We start from the raw sequence: 18,787 nt of genomic DNA, 5'->3' as shown, positions 1-18,787 counted from the left end.
GTGTGACCAACGAATCTTGACCGGCTGGCCAACCAAGGCGCATAGTCGGACATGGGAAATCTCCCTGAACGGCTCTTTTCCGGCGGAGGTGAGCACGAATGAGTGAAGTCTCGACGCGCGCCTGGACGCGGCCCTACGACTGGGCCGAGGTCGTGATTGGTGTTGTCGCCGCTCTTTCACCCCTTTGGCTGAGCACGAACACCACGATGGTGTGGACGATGGTGGTCCTCGGCGCGCTGATCGCGATCGACGGCCTGGTGTCGCTCGCGGCGCCGAGCATGGTTTACGGCGAGGGCGTGCAGATCGTCCTCGGCGCGTTGCTGTTCATCGCGCCGTGGGTGATGGGGTATACGGAATTCAACGGGGCGTCGTGGACGTCCTGGGTCGGCGGTGCGCTGACGATCATCGCCGGCGCGGCCGCGATGCCGGAGGCCAACGCCGCGCACCGGATGGCGGGCCAGCACTGATCGGGGCAACGGAGCCCCGGCGAGGAAGGTGACATGACCGAAGACTCGGCGAAGGAACGGATCCTGTGCGCGGCGGAGGAGCTGTTCGCCGAGTCCGGCTTCGACGCGACCCCGACGTCCCGCATCGCGGAGCGCGCCGGGGTCCCGAAGGGCCTGGTCCACTATTACTTCCGCCGCAAGTCCGACCTGCTGGCCGCCTTGGTCGACCGGCTGCCGGACGAACGCATCGAACCCGCCGCGGTCGTCGTTCCCGGCGACCTGGCGGGTTCCCTGCGCAGGCTGGTCGGCGAACTCGACCGCCGGTTCACCGGTTCCCTCGGGCTCTCGCATCTGCTGTGGCGCGAGGCCGACACCCACCACGTGGTCCGCGACGCGCTGTCCGAGCGATTCCAGCAGCTGGTCCGGCTGATGCGGTCGGTGATCGTGGCCGCGACCGGCGGACGGCTCGCCGGGGCGGACATCGACAACGCGTCCGGGCTGCTGGCCCGCGCGGTCACCCACCGGCACGCGACGGCTCGGCACACCGGCGACGACCGGCCCGCGGAGTTCGACGGGGAGCTGACGTTCGTGGCGAACGCGTTGTCGGCTCGCGCGGCCAAGGGGACGACCTCGTGAGTGGCAATCCCGGTTAGAACCGGGATTGCCACTCACGAGGTCTCAGCGCGCCGGCTCCACGAGCTCGACCAGCACCCCGCCCGCGTCCTTCGGATGCACGAAGTTCACCCGGCTGTTCGACGTCCCGCGCTTGGCCGCGTCATACAGCAGCCGGAGGCCCTGTGCGCGCAGCGCCGCCGCCGCAGCGTCCACATCGGACACTCGCAGCGCGAGCTGCTGCAGGCCCGGGCCATTGCGGCCGATGAACTTGGCGATCGTCGAATCGTCGCGGGACGGCGCGAGCAGCTGGATCATCGTCTCGGTGCCCGCGGTACCCGGGGCGCGCAGCATCGCCTCGCGCACGCCCTGCTCGTCGTTCACCTCCTCGTGCGCGACCTCCAGGCCGAAGTGGTCGCGGTGGAAGGCGATGGCCGCGTCGAGGTCGGGCACGGCGATGCCGACGTGGTCGATCGCGGTCACGAACGGCTTGAGCACGGATGCGCTGGGCTCGGTGTCCATACCGGGGAGGATAAGCCCGCGAGCGGCAGGCGGAACCCCGCGTGCGCCCCCTCACACTGGCTCCATCAAGACGCGCCGGGAACCCCGCGCAGGCCGTATCGTGGGAACACTGCCAGTGCACCGATGCTTTGGAGGACGTCGTGTCCGGTTCCGTGATCCTGGGCGCTGCCCGTACCCCGATCGGGCGGCTGCTCGGCTCGTTGAAGGACTTCTCGGGAGCCCAGCTGGGCGGGATCGCGATCAAGGCCGCGCTCGAGCGCGCCGGCGTCTCCCCGGACCAGGTCCAGTACACGATCATGGGGCAGGTGCTCACCGCGGGCGCGGGCCAGATCCCGGCTCGCCAGGCCGCGGTCGCCGCGGGCATCCCGATGGACGTTCCGGCGCTCACCATCAACAAGGTCTGCCTTTCCGGCCTCGACGCGATCGCGCTCGCCGACCAGCTGATCCGCGCGGGCGAGTTCGACCTCGTCGTCGCGGGCGGCCAGGAGTCGATGACGCAGGCGCCGCACCTGCTGCCGAAGTCCCGTTCGGGCTTCAAGTACGGCGACACCACGCTGGTCGACCACATGGCCTACGACGGCCTGTTCTGCGCGTTCGACCAGGTCGCGATGGGTGTTTCGACGGAGAAGCACAACGCCCGCTACAGCGTCACCCGCGAGCAGCAGGACGCGTTCTCCGCGCGTTCGCATCAGCGGGCCGCGGCCGCGATCGAGGCCGGGTTCTTCCGCGAGGAGATCGCGCCGGTGTCGATCCCGCAGCGCAAGGGCGACCCGGTGGTCTTCTCCACCGACGAGGGCGTGCGCGCGGACACCACCGTCGAGGGCCTCGCGAAGCTGCGTCCGGCGTTCGCTTCGGACGGCACCATCACCGCCGCTTCGTCGTCGCAGATCTCCGACGGTGCGGCCGCGGTGATCGTGGCCAGCCCGGAGAAGGCGGCCGAGCTGGGCATCACGCCGCTGGCCGAGATCGGTGCGCACGGCGTCGTCGCCGGTCCGGACGCGAGCCTGCAGGAGCAGCCGTCGAACGCGATCCGCGCCGCGCTGAGGAAGGCGAAGCTGGACGTGGGCGACCTGGACCTGGTGGAGATCAACGAAGCGTTCGCCTCGGTCGGCCTGGTGTCGAGCGAGAAGCTCGGGCTGGACGAGTCGAAGGTCAACGTCAACGGCGGCGCGATCGCGCTGGGCCACCCGATCGGCGCGTCCGGCGCCCGGCTGGCCGTGCACCTGGTGCACGAGCTGCGCCGTCGCGGCGGCGGTCTCGGCGCGGCCGCGCTGTGCGGTGGCGGCGGCCAGGGCGACGCGCTGCTGATCCGCGTTCCGTCGGCGTAAGTTGGCCGGCCCGGACCTCGACGAGCTGGTCGGCCGCGCGCGGGAAGGACAACCGCGCGCGGTCGCCCGGCTCATTTCGCTGGTCGAGGATTCGTCGCCGCGAGTGGCGGACATCGCCCGCGCTTTGACGCCTTACACCGGCCGCGCTCGCGTCATCGGACTCACCGGCCCACCCGGGGTCGGTAAGTCAACATCGACGTCCGCGCTGCTCACCGCCTTGCGCGGCGAGGGTTTGCGGATCGGGGTGCTGGCGATCGACCCGTCGTCGCCGTTCTCCGGCGGCGCGCTGCTCGGCGACCGGATCCGGATGACCGAGCACGCCACCGATCCCGGCGTCTTCATCCGCTCGATGGCCACCCGGGGACATCTCGGCGGCCTGTCGTGGGCGACCCCGCAGGCGGTGCGGGTGCTGGACGCCGCCGGGTTCGACGTCGTGCTGATCGAGACTGTCGGGGTTGGACAGTCCGAAGTGGACGTTGTGAAACTGGCCGACACCACCGTGGTTTTGCTGGCCCCGGGCATGGGCGACGGGATCCAGGCGGCGAAAGCGGGCGTGCTGGAGATCGCGGATGTGTTCGTGGTCAACAAAGCCGACCGCGACGGCGCCGACGCGACGGTGCACGACCTGAAGCAGATGATCACCCTGGCCCGTCGCGAACTGCGCGGGCCGAGCTGGCGGCAGCCGATCGTCCGCACGGTGGCGGCGAAGGGCGAAGGCGTCGACGAGGTGGTGTCGGCGTTGCGCGCGCACCATGAATGGCTTGTCGCGCATGGGGAATTGGACCGCCGCCGCGCCGCCCGTGCCCGGGAGGAGGTCGCCGCGATCGCGTTGCGGAGGTTGCACGCGGAGCTGGCGGATCTCCGGCAGGGGGGCAGGTTGGGGGAGTTGGCGGAGCGGGTGGTGGCCCGGGAGCTGGACCCGTTCGCGGCGGCGGACCGGTTGATTGCGGAGCTGAAGGGGTCGTGAGTGGCAATCCCGGTTCTAACCGGGATAAACACTCACGACGTCATACAGCGGCTTCGTCACCTTCCTGCTGAACTGCGGCCCGACCAGATACCGCACACAGCCCGGGTCGTCGTACCCACACGGTTTCCCTTCCGCCGCAAAGAACCCCGCGTGCGTGTTGTCCCCGACGACCGTGCCCAGCCCCGTCGCCGGGTTGAAGTCGCGCAGCCGGGGACCGCCGCTGGACCCGCCGCCCATGACGCACGCCGTGCCCCACTGATCGGGAGAGTCCGGATCGGTCGCGGTGCCGGTCCAATGCCGTGCGGTGCCAGTGCAATACGCCAGCCTCGCCCCGGTGTACTCCGGCAGCCCCTCGCGCGCCGGATCGGACGCTGCCCGCGGGTAGCCGAACTGCGTCACGTTCGCCGCACCCGGCCGGTCGAACCCGATCTGCTGCGCGCCGGTCACGTCCTGCACCAGCTGTCCTGACTCGTTCGGGCCGAGGACCGCGAAGGCCTGGTCGAAGGTGTCGAACTTCTGCGCGTTCTGCTGGTCGTTCGCGAGCCAGGTGCGGTCGACGACGCCCGCCCGGGCGGCGAACTTCCCGTACGGCGCTTGGCCGTCGTGGTAGCCGGGCACGAACATGAGGTGCGCGTTCCAGGCGTTGTGCTCGCCGAGGAGGTCGGTGTCGTTGACGCAATGTCCGGCCGTGACGATCGTGCTGCGGTTCTTGCTGCGCACGACGGTCGCCGTGCAGCTCGCGTCCTCGCCGTGGTCGGTGTAGAACAGCCGGCCGACCGTCTTCGGGAGCGGGTCCGGCCACGGCGCTCCGTCGGGTCCGCTCTTGGGCGGATTCTCCGACGACGGCTGGGTCAGCGCGGCCAGGCGCTGCGGGGTCCAGTACGCGAACACCGCCTGCTGTTCGGCGGGGGAGGATGCCAGCGGCTGCAGCACGGGACCGGCGGGAGCGGCAGGAGTGGCCAGAAGCCCGGCGACCAGTCCGGCGATAAGGGGAGCGATCATGAAACCGCACGGTAGGACGCGGGTGTCAGGAACCGGTCAGGATGCGACTTTAGCCGGAAGCGCGGGCAGTTTTCCGTCCCTATACTGCGATCCTCCGTGCACTGGGAGGGAACCGGAATGAAGAAGCTGCTCGTGTCCGTGCTGACCGCGTTGTCGCTGGTCGCGGTCGCCGCACCGGCTTCGGCGGCGGAAGCGGCGCCGCCGAAGGTCACGTCGGGGCCGTGCCAGTACACCGAAACTCCGGACGATCCCGCGGCACGCCCGGTGTCGCTCCCGCGCGACCCGCGGCACACGCCGGACCGCGGCAGCGTCGATGTCGCGGTGTTCTCCAACCAGGGCCTGCTTCCGCTGAAGCTCAACCGCGCGCAGGCACCGTGCACGGTGCAGAGCTTCCTGCACCTGGCGGCCAACGGTTTCTACAACCAGACGACCTGTCACCGGCTGACCGCGTACCCGACGCTGAAGGTCCTGCAGTGCGGCGATCCGACGGGCACCGGCGAGCGCGGCCCTGGCTACAAGTTCCGCGACGAACTCCCGACGACGCTCCCGCCCGCCCCGTCCGACCCGACCGGCAAGCGCCGGACGTACGCGCGCGGCCTGCTGGCCATGGCGAACGCCGGACCGGACACGAACGGCTCGCAGTTCTTCGTGGTGTACGGCGATTCCAGCCTGCTGCCGAACTACACGGTCTTCGGCACGGTCGGCTCGGCCGGGTTGCGCACCCTGGACCGCGTGGCGGCCGGCGGCATCCAACCGGACGCGGACACGCCGCCGGGCAAGACCCCGGTGGACGGGAAACCGGTGCGCAAGACCGATCTCGGGCTGGTCCTGCCGCTCTGCCTGTTCTGCGGACGCTGATGCATCGGCTGGCCAGGTAGAACGGAGGCATGCGACCCGAGCCTGGCCAGGTGCTGCACTTCTCGGAAGACCCGGGGATCACGCGTTTCGTGCCGCACGTCGCGGCGACCGCGCGACAGCCGCGCGCGTATGTCTGGGCGGTCGGCGCCGACCGCTGTCCGGACTACTGGTTCCCTCGCCAGTGCCCTCGCGCGATGGCCTGGGCGACGCCGTCGACCACCGACGCCGACCGGGAACGGATCATCGGCACCGGCGACCGGGTCCACGCCGTCGAATACCGCTGGCTGGAGGCGATCCGGACGGTGCGGCTGTTCGCCTACCGGCTTCCGGCGGCCAGCTTCCGGCCGTTCGGCGAACCGGTCCCGAACGCCTGCGTCGCCACCGAACCGGTCGAACCGCTCGGCCCGGCGGAACCGGTCGGCGACCTCCTGCGGCTGCACGAGGAGGCGGGGATCCAGCTGCGGGTGCTGGCGAATCTCTGGCCGTTCTGGGACGCGGTGACCGCCAGCACGGCGGGATTCAGCGGAATCCGGCTCCGCAACGCTCAGCCGCGCACCTGACTGGCCCAGATCAACAAGCCCGGATTGGACCATCCGGCTAGGCCAATCCGGATTAGCGTGGATGGTATGACGAAGCGAATCGCCCTCGCCACGGGCGGGTTGTATCAAGCTATGTCCCAGTTGCAGGGCGAGGTGAAGAAAGCCAGCGCGAACGCCGGGCTCGACGTGAAGCTCATCGAGCTGGTCAAGATCCGTGCGTCGCAGATCAACGGGTGTGCGTACTGCCTCGACATGCACGCGGCGAAAGCCGTCGAAGCCGGGGAATCGCCGCGGCGGCTTTACGTGCTCGAAGGGTGGCGCGAGACCGAGCTGTTCACCGAGCAGGAACGTGCCGCGCTCGCCTACACCGAGGCGATGACCCTGATCTCGGACCACCGGGACGTTCCCGAAGACGTCTACGCCGAGGCCGTCCGCGTGTTCACCGAGGACCAGTACCGCGCGCTGGCCTGGTGTGTCGTCGCCATCAACACCTGGAACCGGCTCATGGTCACGAGCCACGCCGAGCTGCCGGAGCGGGCCGCGTGAGCGCCGCGCAGCTGCGGGCGCTGCATGTGCCCGGGAAGCCGCTGATCCTGCCGAATGCGTGGGACGCGGATACCGCGCAGGCGGTGGAAGCGGCCGGATTCCCGGTGGTGGCAACGAGTTCCGCGGCGGTCGCGGCGGCGCTGGGGCAGGCGGACCACGAAGGCGCGTCCGCGGACGAGATGCTCGCGGCGGCCAAGCGGATCGTGGACGCGGTCTCGGTGCCGGTGACCGTTGACGCCGAGGCCGGATACGGCTTGGCGCCAGCGGATCTCGCGGCCCGGCTCAGCGAAATCGGGGCGGTCGGGTGCAACATCGAGGACACCGACCACGGCAAAGGCGCGTTGCGACCGGCGGCCGAGCAGGCGGAGCGGATCGCTGAACTGCACCGCGCGGCCGGCGACGGGCTGGTGATCAACGCACGGGTGGACTCGTTCCTCGGTGCACCGGACGAGCAAGCGGTGCTCGACGACGCCGTCGCTCGCGGGCGCGCGTACCTCGAAGCCGGGGCGGACTGCGTGTATCCGATTCTCGTGCGTTCGCCGGAAGTTCTGGCCGAATTCGTCCGTCAGGTAGGCGGTCCGGTCAACGCTTCGGCGCTTCCCGGCGGTCCGGGGCTGGCCGGGTTCGCCGAACTGGGGGTAGCCCGGATTTCCCTGGGGGCCGGGCTGTGGCGGTATCTGCGGCACGTGCTGGAAGGCACGCTGGACGGGATCGCGCAGGGGAAGCTGCCGTATTGAAAAAACCGCTGGGTGCCGCTTCGAAGCGGCACCCAGCGGTTTCCGTGGGTAAAACTCAGTGCTGCACGGCCTTTTCCGCACCGGCGCCGGTGAGCGCCCGTACTTCCATTTCGGCGAACTTCGCCTTGTCGTGTTCCTTCGACAGGATCGTGCCGAGCCAGCCGAGAATGAACGCGACCGGAATGGACACCAGCCCCGGGTTGTCGAGCGGGAACCAGTGGAAGTCGACGCCCTGCAGCATCGACGCGCTCTTGCCGGTCTTCGGGTCGACCGGCTTCCCGGAAACCGCGGGCGAGAACACGATGAGCACGATCGTCACGATCAACCCGCCGTAAATGCTCCACAGCGCGCCCTGGGTGTTGAACCGCTTCCAGAACAGCGAGTAGAGAATCGTCGGCAGGTTCGCCGAAGCCGCCACCGCGAAGGCCAGCGCCACCAGGAACGCGACGTTCTGCCCGTTCGCCAGAATGCCGCCGAGAATCGCGACCACGCCGATCACCACGGCGGTGATCCGCGCGACGCGGACCTCCGAACCGGTGCCGACCTTGCCCTTCTTCAGCACGTTCGCGTACACGTCGTGGGCGAACGAGGCGGACGCGGTGATCGTCAATCCCGCGACCACGGCGAGGATCGTGGCGAACGCGATCGCCGAGATCAGGCCCAGCAGCACCGGGCCGCCGAGGTTCAGCGCGAGCAGCGGGGCCGCGGAGTTCACGCCGCCCGGGGCCTTCTTGATCGCGTCCGGTCCGACCAGCGCGCCCGCGCCGTAGCCGAGCACCAGGGTGAACAGGTAGAACACGCCGATCAGCACGATCGCCCACACCACCGAACGACGCGCCTCGCGCGCGGTCGGCACGGTGTAGAAGCGCATCAGCACGTGCGGCAGGCCCGCGGTGCCCAGCACCAGCGCGATGCCGAGGGAGAAGAAGTCCAGCTTCGTCGTGCCGTCCTTGCCGTACTGCTTGCCCGGCCCGAGCAGCGCCTCGCCGGCTTGCCCGGCCTTGTCGACCGCGCCCTGCAGCAGCGAGGAGAAGTTGAAGCCGTACTTGCCGAGCACCCACAGCGTCATCGCGAGCGCGCCGATGATCAGCAGCGCCGCCTTGATGATCTGCACCCAGGTGGTGCCCTTCATGCCGCCGATGAGGACGTAGGCGATCATGATCACGCCGACCACCGCGATCACCAGCGACTGCGCGGCCTTGCCCTCGATGCCCAGCAGCAGCGCGACCAGGCCGCCCGCGCCGGCCATCTGCGCCAGCAGGTAGAAGAACGACACCACGAGCGTCGAAACCGCCGCCGCGGCGCGCACCGGACGCTGCTTCATCCGGAACGCCAGCACGTCGCCCATGGTGAACTTGCCGGTGTTGCGCAGCAGTTCCGCGACGAGCAGCAGCGCGACCAGCCACGCCACCAGGAAGCCGATCGAGTACAGGAACCCGTCGTAGCCGTACACCGCGATGGCGCCGGCGATGCCGAGGAACGACGCGGCCGACAGGTAGTCGCCGGAGATCGCGATGCCGTTCTGCGGGCCGGTGAACGCGCGGCCCGCGGCGTAGTAGTCGGACGCGGTCTTGGTGTTGCGGCTCGCGCGGAACACGATCACCAGCGTGATGACCACGAACAGCGCGAAGATCGAGATGTTGAGCGTGGGATTGCTGCCCTCGACGCTCTCGGCGAGAGTGTTCACGCCCCCTCCTTCTCCGGGTTCTCGATGTCGTCCTTGATCCGCTCGGCCAGCGGGTCCAGCTTCTTGTTGGCGTAGCGCACGTACAGCCACGTGATGAGGAACGTGGAGACGAACTGCAGCAGCCCGAAGAGCAGGCCGACGGTGAAGTTGCCGGCGATCTTCGTGCTCATGAAGCCGTGCGCGTAGTCGGCGAGCAGGACGTAGAGCAGGTACCAGGCGAGGAACAGTCCGGCCATCGGGAACACGAACCGGCGCAGCCGGCCGCGGAGTTCGCGGAATTCGGCGCTGTCGTGCGCCTGCTCCCAGATCGTGTCCGGCGGCGCGCCGGACGGGTCGCCTGCGCTCATGGGATCTCCCTTGTGCGACGCTGCGGATGTGGTGCGCGACACAGTAGGGAGGACGCCGGGGCGAGGGAACCGTCAGCGGCTCAAACGCCTCGCCGCACGACGAACGGTCGACGAACGGTCACCCGGCGTGGACGAGGGGCGCTCGTCGAGATGCAGCCGTAACATCGCGGCCCCCGCCCAAGACGGTGGGCGCCCGCGCAGTGACACCGTGATCATCACGCCGAACGCGAGCGGTACCGACCAGGGTGCCGGTTGCGAGACCAAGATCGCCACCCAGCCTTGCATCGGCGGCCCGGCCAGCGCAAACAGGATCGACCCGGACGAGGCCGCCAGCCCGGTGAGCACCCCGGCGATCGCGCCCGCCGCGGTGAGCCGCTGCCACCAGATGCCGAGCACGAGCAGCGGGCAGAACGTGGACGCGGCGACGGTGAACCCCCAGGTCACCAGCACTCCCGCGTCGAGCCGCGCGGACGGCAGCGCGAGCAGCACCATCGCGATCGCGGCGAACACGACCGTCACCCGCAGCCGGCGCAGGCCGCCGGGCATCAGGTCGTAGGCGATCGCGCCGGACATCACCAGCAGCAATCCCAGCGACGTCGCCAGAAACGCGGCGAACGCGCCCGCGGTGAGCAGCGCGGTGAACATCTGCCCGGCCCAGCTGTGGTCGACCTGCGAGGGCAGCGCGACGACCACCGTGTCGGTGTTGCCGGAGAGGTACAGCTGCGGCACCAGCACCCGGCCGAGGACGCCGTAGATGCCGGGGAAGAGGTAGAAGACTCCGAGCAGCGCCACGGTGATCGCGGCGGTCCGGCGCGCGGCGCGGCCGTCCGGGCTGGTGTGGAAGCGCATCAGGACGTGCGGGAGGCCCATCGTGCCGAGCACGGTCGCGATGAGGACCGCCCACGTGCCGAGCAGCGGGTGTCCTTTGTCGAGCTCCAGCAGCGGACGCTGCCACTCCGGCCCGCCGAGCGCGACCTCTCCGCTGACGCCGGGAACCTGCGTACCGGCGGCGAACGTGAGCTGTTCTCCCTTGTGCACCACCAGTTGTCCCGGCGCGACGGTGCCGCGGCCTTGCAGCGCGGTGGGTTCGCGGAAGGTGAGGGTGACGTCGTGGTCGAACTGCACCGGGGTCTCGTGCGAGAACCGGGTGAACTCGACCGGCGTGAGACTCGCGTCGCGGGTGTCGGTGCTGATGTGGAGCACCAGCCACAGCGCGGGGACGAGGAACAGCACGAGCTTCAGGAAGAACTGGAACGCTTGGACGTACGTCGCCGCGCGCATGCCGCCGAGCGCGAGCGTGACACTGACCGCGGTGCCCGCGATGACCACGCCGACCCAATACGGAGTCCCGCCGACCGCGGTGAGCACAAGCCCGGCGGTACGGAACTGGGGGACGACGTAGATGGTCCCGATCACCAGCACCACTACTGCGGCGAGACGGCGCAACGCGGGGGAGGCGAGCCGCGCTTCGGCGAAGTCGGGGACGGTGAGTGCGCCGGACCTTCGCATTGGCGCGGCGACAAGGACCAGCATCGCGACGTACCCCGCGGTGAAGCCGACCGGGTACCAGAGCGCGCCGACGCCGTCCTTGACCATCAGCCCGGCGACGCCGAGGAATGACGCTGCGGAGAGGTATTCGCCGGAGACCGCGGCGGAGTTGACGAAGGGGGAGATTCGCCTTGACGCCACCAGGAAGTCGGAGGTGGTGCGCATGGCGGCGACCCCGCGCACGCCGATGAGCAGCGTGACGAGGACGACCGGGGCTACCGCCAGCGCGATGTCCATCTATCCGCCCACGCTCGCCGCTTGCGCCCCAATGTGGCATTGGGTGCATGTGACGCACCGAATGCCACATTGGGTGCGTTGGACGCACCGAACGCCACATTGGGGCGCTGCGGGTGTTCGGCTCACCGATCGTCCTCGATCTTCTCCGCGCGGCGCAGCTGCCACCACGAAAGCCCGGCCAGCACCGGGTACGGCAGGACCGCGATCAGCAGCCAGGACAGCGGAATCCCCCACAGCCGCACGTCGTCCAGCGACGGGGCGAGCGCGAACAGCACCGGCAAACCCAGCACCAGCACGAACATCGCGACCAGCGCGGGAATGCCGCGGCGGCGCTGGATCCGGTACAGCACCGCCGCGCGTTCCGCCTCCGGCGCGCGCAGGCGCGGCATCCGCCACCGGCCGCGTTCGAGCCGCCGCGACCGGGCAAGCCTCGTCTGCGGACTGGTGACGGCGACGCGTTTGGTGCGGCTCACCGGGCACCCCGCGCAACCCTCGTGAGTGGCAATCCCGGTTCTAACCGGGATTGCCACTCACGACCCGCCCCAGCCAGCCGGGTCACCGGGCGCTCCCGAGCTGTCCCCGCTGCGCCGCCTCCAGCAGCCGGTCCCGGAGGTCCCGCGCGTGCCGCCGGCTGACCGGCACATCGCCCGCCTCGGTGTGCGCCAGCAGCCCGCCCGTCGTGTCGCTCCGCAGCTCCAGCACCGCGCTCACCGCGAGCAGGAACCCCCGGTGCACCCGCGTAAACCCGGTCCCTTCCCAATACTCCTCAAGCCGCGAAATCGGCATCCGCACCGGATGCACGCCGCCGCGGGTATGCAGCCGGACGTAGTCGCCGTTGGCCTCGGCGAACAGCACGTCGTCGCGCCGGACATACCGGGTGCGGCCGCCGGAATCCACCGGCAGCGCGGCCATCGCGTCCGGCGAGGACCGGCGGCGGCTGCTCGGCACCAGGCGGGTCACCTTCGCCAGCGCGGCGGAAAGCCGTTCCGTGCGCACGGGCTTGAGCAGGTAGTCCACCGCCCCGATGCCGTACGCCGCCACCGCGTGCCCGTCGTGTGCGGTGACGAAGACGATCACCGGCGGTTCGGACAGCTTCGCCAGCAGCGACGCGAGTTCGAGCCCGTCCAAGCCTGGCATGGAAATGTCGAGGAAAACCGCGTCGAAATGGTCCGCCTGCAACAGTTTCAGCGCCTTCAGCGCATCGCTCGCGCCGACGACCTCGCCGACCTCCGGCGCGTCGCGCAGCATCCGGCACAGGTCGTCCAGCGCCGGCGCGAGATCGTCGACCGCCAGCACCCGCAGCCCGCTCACGGCAGCACCCCCGGCTGGAACCGCGGCACCCGCAGGACGACCCGGGTGCCTTCGCCGACCGCCGTTTCCACCGTCAGCCCGTACCAGGCCCCGTAGACCGTGCGCAGCCGTCTGTCCACATTGGCCATTCCGAGCCCGGTCCCGTCGCCGCTTCCCGCGAGGATGGCGGCGGCGCGCTCGGGCTCCATGCCGACTCCGTCGTCCTCGACGCTGATCACGCAGTCGTTCCCTTCCGCCTGTCCGTGCACCTGGACCAGCCCTGCCTCCTGCCTCGGCTCGATGCCGTGCCGGATCGCGTTCTCCACGAGGGGTTCGAGTACCAGGTACGGCACCGCCACCGCAAGCACTTCCGGCGCGACCCGCACCTGCACCTTGAGTCTTTCGCCCAGCACCGCCCGCTGCAGCGCGAGATACGTTTCCACCGCGCGGAACTCCTCGGCGACGACGGTGTACTCGCCGTGCCGGGACAGGCTGTAGCGGGTGTAATCAGCGAAATCGAGCATCAGATCGCGCGCCCGGTCCGGCTCCGAGCGGACGAACGAGGCGATCACGGTGAGCGCGTTGTACACGAAATGCGGCGACATCTCCGCTCGCAACGCCCGGAGTTCGGCTTGCGTGGCCTGATCGGCCGAAGCTTCGAGCTGACCCCGTTCCAAGGCCTGCACCACGAGGTCCGCCGCCTGCCGGGTCACCCCACCGGGCACGTCGCCGACCAGCAGCAACGCGCCCGCCAGCTCGTCATGGACGTGCAGCGGAACCGCCGTCACGCCGCCGACGGTGATCGGCTCTTCCTGGTGCAGGACGTCGTCCAGAACCTGGGACACCGAGGAGTCGGCCCCCGGCCGGCCGGACCACATCAGGGTGCCGGACAAGTCCGACAAGCCCAGCCCGGCCACGTCGAACAGCCGCCGCAACCCGTGCGCGGCGCGTCGGGCGCGGACTCCGGACAGGCCGTCTTTCAGGTCGTCGGCGACCTTCCGCGCCGCGCCGAGCACGCTGACGGCGTCCGGGCGGGAGCGCCACGGCAGCCGGGCACCCTCGGTCATCGACGAGCCTCCCCTCACGGCATCTGGGGGAGTTGATACTAGCCCGGAAGTGACCGAAGGGGACTTTCCGCACGGAAAGTCCCCTTCGGCCGCACCAGTGGCTAGCAGCTCTGCTTGTAGAAGTACTTCGAGTTGGCGTCCAGGTCGTCCTTGGTGATCGAGTGCAGCTGGGCGGTCAGGTTCCGTTCGGTCGGCTTGCCCTCGAGCGCGGCCACCGCCTGGTCGACGCCCTTGGTGCCGATCTGCGCCGGGTCCTGCGCGATGAGCGCCTGGTACTCGCCCTTCTTCAGACCGTCCACTTCGGACGGGCTGGCGTCGAAGCCGACCAGGTTGACCTTGCCGATCTTGCCCGCGTTGCGCAGGCCGGTCGCCGCGCCCTCGCCGGTGTTGAGATTGGTGGCGAAAATCCCGATGAGGTCTGGAGTCGAGGCCAGCGCCGCGGTCACCTTCGACGCGGCCTGCTCCGGTTCGTTCTGGGTGAACTGGATGCCCGTCGACTTGAGGTTCGGATGGTTCTTCAGCTCGTCCTCGAAGCCCTTCGCGCGGGCCGCGGTGGTGGACGTGCCCGCGATGGTGTCGAGGACCAGCACCGAACCCGGCTTGTCGCCGACCAGCTTCGCCATGGTCTGCGCGGCCAGCTTGCCGCCCTCGGTGTTGTCCGACGAAACCGACGACACCGCGACGCTCTTGTCCTTGAGCGAAGTGTCGACCTCGACGATCTTCGCACCGCGGTTCTTCACCTGCTGGATCGGCGCGAGCATCGCCTGGTCGTCCGTCGGGGCGACAAGCAGCGCGGCGGGCGGGTTGGAGCCCAGCGCGTTCACGATCGACGTCTGCATCGCCGCGTCGAACTTCTGCGGTGCCTGGGTGGTCAGCTCGTAGCCGAGCTTCTTCGCTTCTTCCTGTGCGCCGCATTGCATCGAGATGTAGAACGGCTCCGCCTGCACGCCCGGCACCAGCGCGAGCTTCTTGCTGTTCGCGGAGTTGCCGCCGGGCTTGTCGCTGGACCCGCTCTGCCCCACCTGCCCGGAGCCGCACGCGGCCACCAGCATCGCCGCGGACGCGAGCGTCCCCGCGGCGAGGACGGTTTTGCTGAACTTCATCGTAAGCACCTCTTTGTACTCGGGGACCGATTCAGCGGGAGTTGCGCTTGCGGCGGTGGCGCTGGTCGAACCACACCGCCGCGATCAGGACCGCGCCGACCGCGATGTACTGCCAGTAGTCCTGCACGTGCGTGATGTTGAAGCCCTTCCGCAGCACCGCCGGGATGAACACCCCGATCACCGTGCCCAGCATCGAGCCGATGCCGCCGAAGAGGCTCGTTCCGCCCATCACCGTCGCGGAGATGGAGTTGAGATTGTCGTTGGTGTGCGCCGAGATCGTGGTCGACGCGTAGTACGCCAGCGACATGAAACCCGCGATCCCGGCGAGGAAACCGGTGAGCAGGTACACCTTCAGCAGGTGCGCGGTCACGCCGATGCCCGAGCGCCGCGCCGCCTCGGCGTTCGAGCCGACCGCGAACGTGTAGCGGCCGAACCGCGTGGTGTGCAGCAGCCACGCGCCGATCAGCGTGATCACCACGGCCACCAGCACGAGGTTCGGGATCCCGCCGAACGACGTGCCGTAGCCGAGGGTCTTGTTCAGTTCGGTGGGCACGCTGCGCACGTCCGAACCGTTGTTGAGCAGGTACGACGCGCCGAGCGCCGCGCCCATCGTGCCGAGCGTGACGATCAGCGGCGGGATGCGCGCCACCGCGATGAGGAATCCGTTGATCAGGCCCCAGATCGTGCCCGCGAGCACCGCCGCGACCAACCCGGCGGTAATCACGCCCCAGCCCGCGTGCGAGGCGTCGCCGCCGCTGAGCGCTTCCATGGTCTTGCCCGCGACCATGCCGGAGAAGATCAGCACCGATCCGACGGACAGGTCGATGCCGGAGGTGATGATCACGAACGTCATGCCGACCGAAAGCACCAGCAGCACGGACGTTTCGATCAGCAGAGTCTGGAAGGTGAACAGGGTCGCGAACTCGCCGGGCGCGAGGGCGGTGAAGACCGCGATCAGCGCGATCAGCACCAGCGCGATCCAGAAGGTGTTGGCCCCGACGAGCCGTTTCCCCAGCGGCGGCTTGACGAACTCGCCGTCCACAGCGGTCTGAATGTCCTTCACCGGTGCGCTCATGCCGCCTCCTCCTGCACGAGAGCCCCGGTCATCGCGGCGACCAGATCCTCGAGCGTCGTGTCCGCACCGGCGAACCGGGCGACGCGCTTGCCGAGCCGCAGCACCTCGACCCGGTCCGACACCGACAGCACCTCGGGCATGTTGTGGCTGATCAGCACCACCGCGATGCCTTTGTCGCGAACCTTCTTGATCACGTCCAGCACGCGTTCGCGCTGCACCACACCGAGCGCGGCGGTCGGCTCGTCCATGAACACGACCTTCGACGCCCACACCACCGAACGCGCCACCGCAACACTCTGCCGCTGCCCGCCGGACAGCGAGCCGATCGGCACGTTGGTGCTCTGCAGCGTCACGCCGAGCCGTTCAAACTCGGCCACTGCCTGACGGCGCATCTCCGCCTTGTCGAGCATCCCGAGCTTGCCGAGGAGGCCTTTGCGCGGGATTTCCCGGCCCAGGAACAGATTCGCCGCCGGGTCCAGTTCCGGCGCGACGGCGAGATCCTGATACACCGTCTCGATGCCCGCCCGGCGCGCGGCCACCGGCGAGTCAAGATGGATCTCGCTGCCGTCGAGCAGGATCCGGCCCGAGGTCGGCTGTTCAGCCCCGGACAGGCACTTCACGAGCGTGGATTTGCCCGCGCCGTTGTCGCCGATCAACGCGGTGACCTCGCCCGCGCGCGCCTGGAAAGACGCGCCGCGCAAGGCTTCCACCGATCCGTAGTGCTTGGTCAGGTCCACCGCGTCGAGCAGGATCTCGCTCATCGGCGCTAACTCCTTTCCGGGGCGGGCGGACGGCAGCGGACGACGGTGAGCGAGCCGGACAGCTCGGTCTGGCCCGCCGAGAACGGCACCGCGTAGGTGTCGCCCTTGGCCACCGGGAACTCGCCGTGGTGCTCGGTGCGCAGGGTGCCCTCGCCGCCGAGCGCGACGAGCACGCTGAACGACGGGTCGAGGGCGAACGTGGCGCCGGACAGCTGGATGCGGTCGGCGCGGAAGAACTCCGCCGAGCCCGGCGCGAGCAAGTCCACTGTGGTCGCTTCGTCGCCGGAGGTGTGCTTCACGATGGTCTTGAGCCGGTCGTCGTCCCAGCCCGACGTGTCGAGCGTTTCGATCGCGGTGTCGAAGCCGATCCCGAGGTGGCCCTTTTCCGGCGAGGCAAGGAAATCACGCCATTCCAGGGTCAGCGAGAAGTCCGTCGGCTGCTGCAGTTCGACCACGAACACGCCCTCGCCGATCGCGTGTGGCAGCCCGGCCGGGATGTAGACCGTGTCGCCCGCCTGCACCGGGATGCTGTTGAGCGCGCCCAGCATGCTCGGCGCGTCCTGCTCGCGGGTCCACTCGGCGACGGTGTCCTTGCTCAGCGTCTCCCGGAAACCCGGGTACACGCGCGGGTCGTCGCCGTAGGTGCCGACCACGATCCACGCCTCGGTCTTGCCGAAGTGCGAGTCGAAGTGCTTGCGGGCGAACGAATCCGACGGGTGGAAGTGCACCGGCAGCCGCTGTCCGGCGTCGAGCAGTTTCACCAGCAGGCCGGTCGAGTCGCCGAGCTTGGCGACGTGCGCCGCGCCCAGCCACGCGTCCGGATCGCCGCTGACCGCGTCGCGCAGCCAGATCCCGCTGGGCAGCCTGGTGAGACCGTTGGTCTCCTGGCCGAACATGGTGGTGACGGAACCGACCCAGTCCTCCGGCCCGAACTTCGAGTCGGTGCCGGTCGCCCCGCGCAGGGCGGCGATCGCGTCGCCGCCCCGGTAGAACTGCGGGGGCTGGTTGGCCGGGAGCCGGACCGGCTCGAGGTGCTTGGTCACAGGGCGGCCTCACCGGAACCGCGGGCGACGAGGTGCACGGGCAGAACTACCTTTCTCGGGGCGGATTGATCGCCTTGGATGCGGGCGAACAGCAGCTCGGCCGCTGCGTGCCCGAGGGCGCTGACGTCGTGGGCGATCACGGTGACCGGCGGGTCGAGCAGGTCCGCCAGCTCGAAATCGTCGAAGCTCACCAGCGCGGGCCTGCGCTCGGCGTGCGCGAGCGCGCGCAGCAGGTGCACCGCGACCCGGTTGTTGCCCGCGATCACCGCGGTGGCCGGGTTCGGCCCGGCGGCCAGCTTGCGCACGGCGTGGCCGACGGTTTCCGGGGTCGGCGTCTGCATCGCGACCAGGCTCTCGTCGTAGGAGATCCCGTTGCGCACACAGCCTTCCCGGAACCCGCGGAGCCGTTCCGCGGCGGTGAAGATGTCCGGGCTGTCACCGAGGAACGCGATCCGGCGGTGGCCGTGCCGCACGAGGTGGCCGACCGCCTCGATGGTGCCGCCGAGGTTGTCCACGAGCACGGTGTCGGCGACGATGTCGCCGGCCGGCCGGTCGAGGAACACCACCGGAGTGCCCGCGCGCATTTCCGGCACGAGATAGCCGTGCTGCAGCCCGGCGGGCACGATCAGCAGGCCGTCCACGCGCCGCGCGCAGAACTCCAGCGACAGCTCGCGTTCGCGGTCGGAATTCTCGCCGGACGACCCTGTCAGCACATGTCTGCCGAAGGACGTCGCGATCCGTTCCACCGCACGGTTCAGCTCGGAGTAGAAGGGGTTGCCGACGTCCTCGACGACCAGTCCGATGGTGCCGGTGGTCGAGCCGCGGCGCAGGTTGCGGGCGCCGAGGTTCCGGCGGAACCCCAGCTGTTCGATCGCGGCCACCACGCGTTCGGCGGTGTCCGGATGCACCGCGGGCTCGTCGTTGACGACCCGCGACACCGTTTTGATGCTGACGCCGGCCAGCCGGGCCACATCGCTCATCGTGGCCCGCCTGCTGGCGGGGCGGGGAAGCCCGTCCGCGTCCCGGCCCGAGTGAGACAACGTTGTCATAATGCGGGGGATTGGACACCATC

The 18,787-nt window shown here is 69.6% G+C and carries 21 protein-coding genes; 8 read left to right on the top strand and 13 right to left on the bottom strand.

Features of this window, described 5'->3' with window-relative positions; translation table 11 throughout:
- Positions 1-98: 98 nt before the first annotated feature.
- Positions 99-467, top strand: a complete 369-nt coding sequence (locus tag ACFSVL_RS34640) for an SPW repeat domain-containing protein (RefSeq protein WP_101435391.1) — start codon at positions 99-101, stop codon at positions 465-467.
- Between the two features lie 33 nt (positions 468-500).
- Positions 501-1,082 (top strand): TetR/AcrR family transcriptional regulator, encoded by a 582-nt coding sequence (locus ACFSVL_RS34635; RefSeq protein WP_378310374.1) that lies wholly within the window; start codon positions 501-503, stop codon positions 1,080-1,082.
- 42 nt (positions 1,083-1,124) lie between these two features.
- On the opposite strand, the gene mce is transcribed toward ACFSVL_RS34635, so the two are convergent.
- Positions 1,125-1,580 (bottom strand): methylmalonyl-CoA epimerase, encoded by a 456-nt coding sequence (mce, locus tag ACFSVL_RS34630; protein WP_182892306.1) that lies wholly within the window; start codon positions 1,578-1,580, stop codon positions 1,125-1,127.
- A 140-nt stretch (positions 1,581-1,720) separates the two neighbouring features.
- Between mce and ACFSVL_RS34625 the strand changes: the two genes are divergently transcribed.
- Positions 1,721-2,908, top strand: a complete 1,188-nt coding sequence (locus ACFSVL_RS34625; RefSeq protein ID WP_378310372.1) for an acetyl-CoA C-acetyltransferase — start codon at positions 1,721-1,723, stop codon at positions 2,906-2,908.
- A gap of 1 nt (position 2,909) precedes the next feature.
- A complete protein-coding gene (gene meaB / locus ACFSVL_RS34620; RefSeq protein WP_378310370.1) occupies positions 2,910-3,875 on the top strand; it encodes a methylmalonyl Co-A mutase-associated GTPase MeaB in 966 nt (321 codons plus the stop codon).
- Between the two features lie 15 nt (positions 3,876-3,890).
- Here meaB and ACFSVL_RS34615 read toward each other — a convergent pair whose 3' ends face one another.
- Positions 3,891-4,877 (bottom strand): trypsin-like serine peptidase, encoded by a 987-nt coding sequence (locus tag ACFSVL_RS34615; RefSeq protein WP_378310368.1) that lies wholly within the window; start codon positions 4,875-4,877, stop codon positions 3,891-3,893.
- Positions 4,878-4,994: 117 nt separating this feature from the next.
- Between ACFSVL_RS34615 and ACFSVL_RS34610 the strand changes: the two genes are divergently transcribed.
- The 4 genes from ACFSVL_RS34610 to ACFSVL_RS34595 all read left to right on the top strand — a co-directional run bounded on the left by ACFSVL_RS34610 (position 4,995) and on the right by ACFSVL_RS34595 (position 7,557).
- A complete protein-coding gene (locus ACFSVL_RS34610) occupies positions 4,995-5,735 on the top strand; it encodes a peptidylprolyl isomerase (RefSeq protein WP_378310366.1) in 741 nt (246 codons plus the stop codon).
- A gap of 29 nt (positions 5,736-5,764) precedes the next feature.
- The gene (locus ACFSVL_RS34605) at positions 5,765-6,295 is read left to right on the top strand and encodes a DUF6886 family protein (protein WP_378310365.1); all 531 of its coding nucleotides are present in this window, start codon (positions 5,765-5,767) and stop codon (positions 6,293-6,295) included.
- A gap of 66 nt (positions 6,296-6,361) precedes the next feature.
- Positions 6,362-6,820 (top strand): carboxymuconolactone decarboxylase family protein, encoded by a 459-nt coding sequence (locus ACFSVL_RS34600; protein ID WP_378310363.1) that lies wholly within the window; start codon positions 6,362-6,364, stop codon positions 6,818-6,820.
- Positions 6,817-7,557 carry an isocitrate lyase/PEP mutase family protein gene (locus ACFSVL_RS34595; RefSeq protein ID WP_378310361.1) on the top strand — a complete coding sequence of 247 codons (741 nt, stop codon included), beginning with the start codon at positions 6,817-6,819 and terminating at the stop codon, positions 7,555-7,557. Before ACFSVL_RS34600 ends, ACFSVL_RS34595 begins: the two co-directional genes overlap by 4 nt.
- Positions 7,558-7,612: 55 nt before the next feature.
- Here the strand turns inward: ACFSVL_RS34595 and ACFSVL_RS34590 are convergent, their stop codons facing one another.
- The 11 genes from ACFSVL_RS34590 to ACFSVL_RS34540 form a co-directional block, all read right to left on the bottom strand.
- Positions 7,613-9,244, bottom strand: a complete 1,632-nt coding sequence (locus ACFSVL_RS34590; protein ID WP_378310359.1) for a solute symporter family protein — start codon at positions 9,242-9,244, stop codon at positions 7,613-7,615.
- On the bottom strand, positions 9,241-9,591 hold the full coding sequence (locus tag ACFSVL_RS34585; protein ID WP_378310357.1) for a DUF485 domain-containing protein: 351 nt from the start codon (positions 9,589-9,591) through the stop codon (positions 9,241-9,243). The genes ACFSVL_RS34590 and ACFSVL_RS34585 overlap by 4 nt, the downstream gene beginning before the upstream one ends.
- A 72-nt stretch (positions 9,592-9,663) precedes the next feature.
- On the bottom strand, positions 9,664-11,376 hold the full coding sequence (locus ACFSVL_RS34580) for a sodium/solute symporter (RefSeq protein ID WP_378310355.1): 1,713 nt from the start codon (positions 11,374-11,376) through the stop codon (positions 9,664-9,666).
- Positions 11,377-11,498: 122 nt separating this feature from the next.
- On the bottom strand, positions 11,499-11,849 hold the full coding sequence (locus ACFSVL_RS34575) for a hypothetical protein (protein ID WP_378310353.1): 351 nt from the start codon (positions 11,847-11,849) through the stop codon (positions 11,499-11,501).
- A gap of 82 nt (positions 11,850-11,931) precedes the next feature.
- Positions 11,932-12,687 carry a LytR/AlgR family response regulator transcription factor gene (locus tag ACFSVL_RS34570; RefSeq protein WP_378310351.1) on the bottom strand — a complete coding sequence of 252 codons (756 nt, stop codon included), beginning with the start codon at positions 12,685-12,687 and terminating at the stop codon, positions 11,932-11,934.
- Positions 12,684-13,733, bottom strand: coding sequence for a sensor histidine kinase (locus ACFSVL_RS34565; RefSeq protein ID WP_378310349.1), 1,050 nt, complete (start codon positions 13,731-13,733; stop codon positions 12,684-12,686). The genes ACFSVL_RS34570 and ACFSVL_RS34565 overlap by 4 nt, the downstream gene beginning before the upstream one ends.
- Before the next feature lie 101 nt (positions 13,734-13,834).
- Positions 13,835-14,836, bottom strand: a complete 1,002-nt coding sequence (locus ACFSVL_RS34560) for an ABC transporter substrate-binding protein (protein WP_378310347.1) — start codon at positions 14,834-14,836, stop codon at positions 13,835-13,837.
- 31 nt (positions 14,837-14,867) lie between these two features.
- Positions 14,868-15,911, bottom strand: coding sequence for an ABC transporter permease (locus tag ACFSVL_RS34555; RefSeq protein ID WP_378310345.1), 1,044 nt, complete (start codon positions 15,909-15,911; stop codon positions 14,868-14,870).
- The gene (locus tag ACFSVL_RS34550; RefSeq protein WP_378310343.1) at positions 15,908-16,672 is read right to left on the bottom strand and encodes an ATP-binding cassette domain-containing protein; all 765 of its coding nucleotides are present in this window, start codon (positions 16,670-16,672) and stop codon (positions 15,908-15,910) included. Before ACFSVL_RS34550 ends, ACFSVL_RS34555 begins: the two co-directional genes overlap by 4 nt.
- A gap of 5 nt (positions 16,673-16,677) precedes the next feature.
- On the bottom strand, positions 16,678-17,715 hold the full coding sequence (locus ACFSVL_RS34545) for a class I mannose-6-phosphate isomerase (RefSeq protein ID WP_378310341.1): 1,038 nt from the start codon (positions 17,713-17,715) through the stop codon (positions 16,678-16,680).
- Positions 17,712-18,695, bottom strand: coding sequence for a LacI family DNA-binding transcriptional regulator (locus tag ACFSVL_RS34540; protein ID WP_378310339.1), 984 nt, complete (start codon positions 18,693-18,695; stop codon positions 17,712-17,714). Before ACFSVL_RS34540 ends, ACFSVL_RS34545 begins: the two co-directional genes overlap by 4 nt.
- Between the last annotated feature and the right edge of the window lie 92 nt (positions 18,696-18,787).

Origin of the sequence: Amycolatopsis silviterrae (assembly GCF_042684085.1) — a bacterium.
In the GTDB taxonomy this organism is placed as follows: Bacteria; Actinomycetota; Actinomycetes; order Mycobacteriales; family Pseudonocardiaceae; genus Amycolatopsis; species Amycolatopsis silviterrae.
Note: the sequence above shows the minus strand (reverse complement) of the source record. Positions and strands in the feature narration are given on the sequence as shown.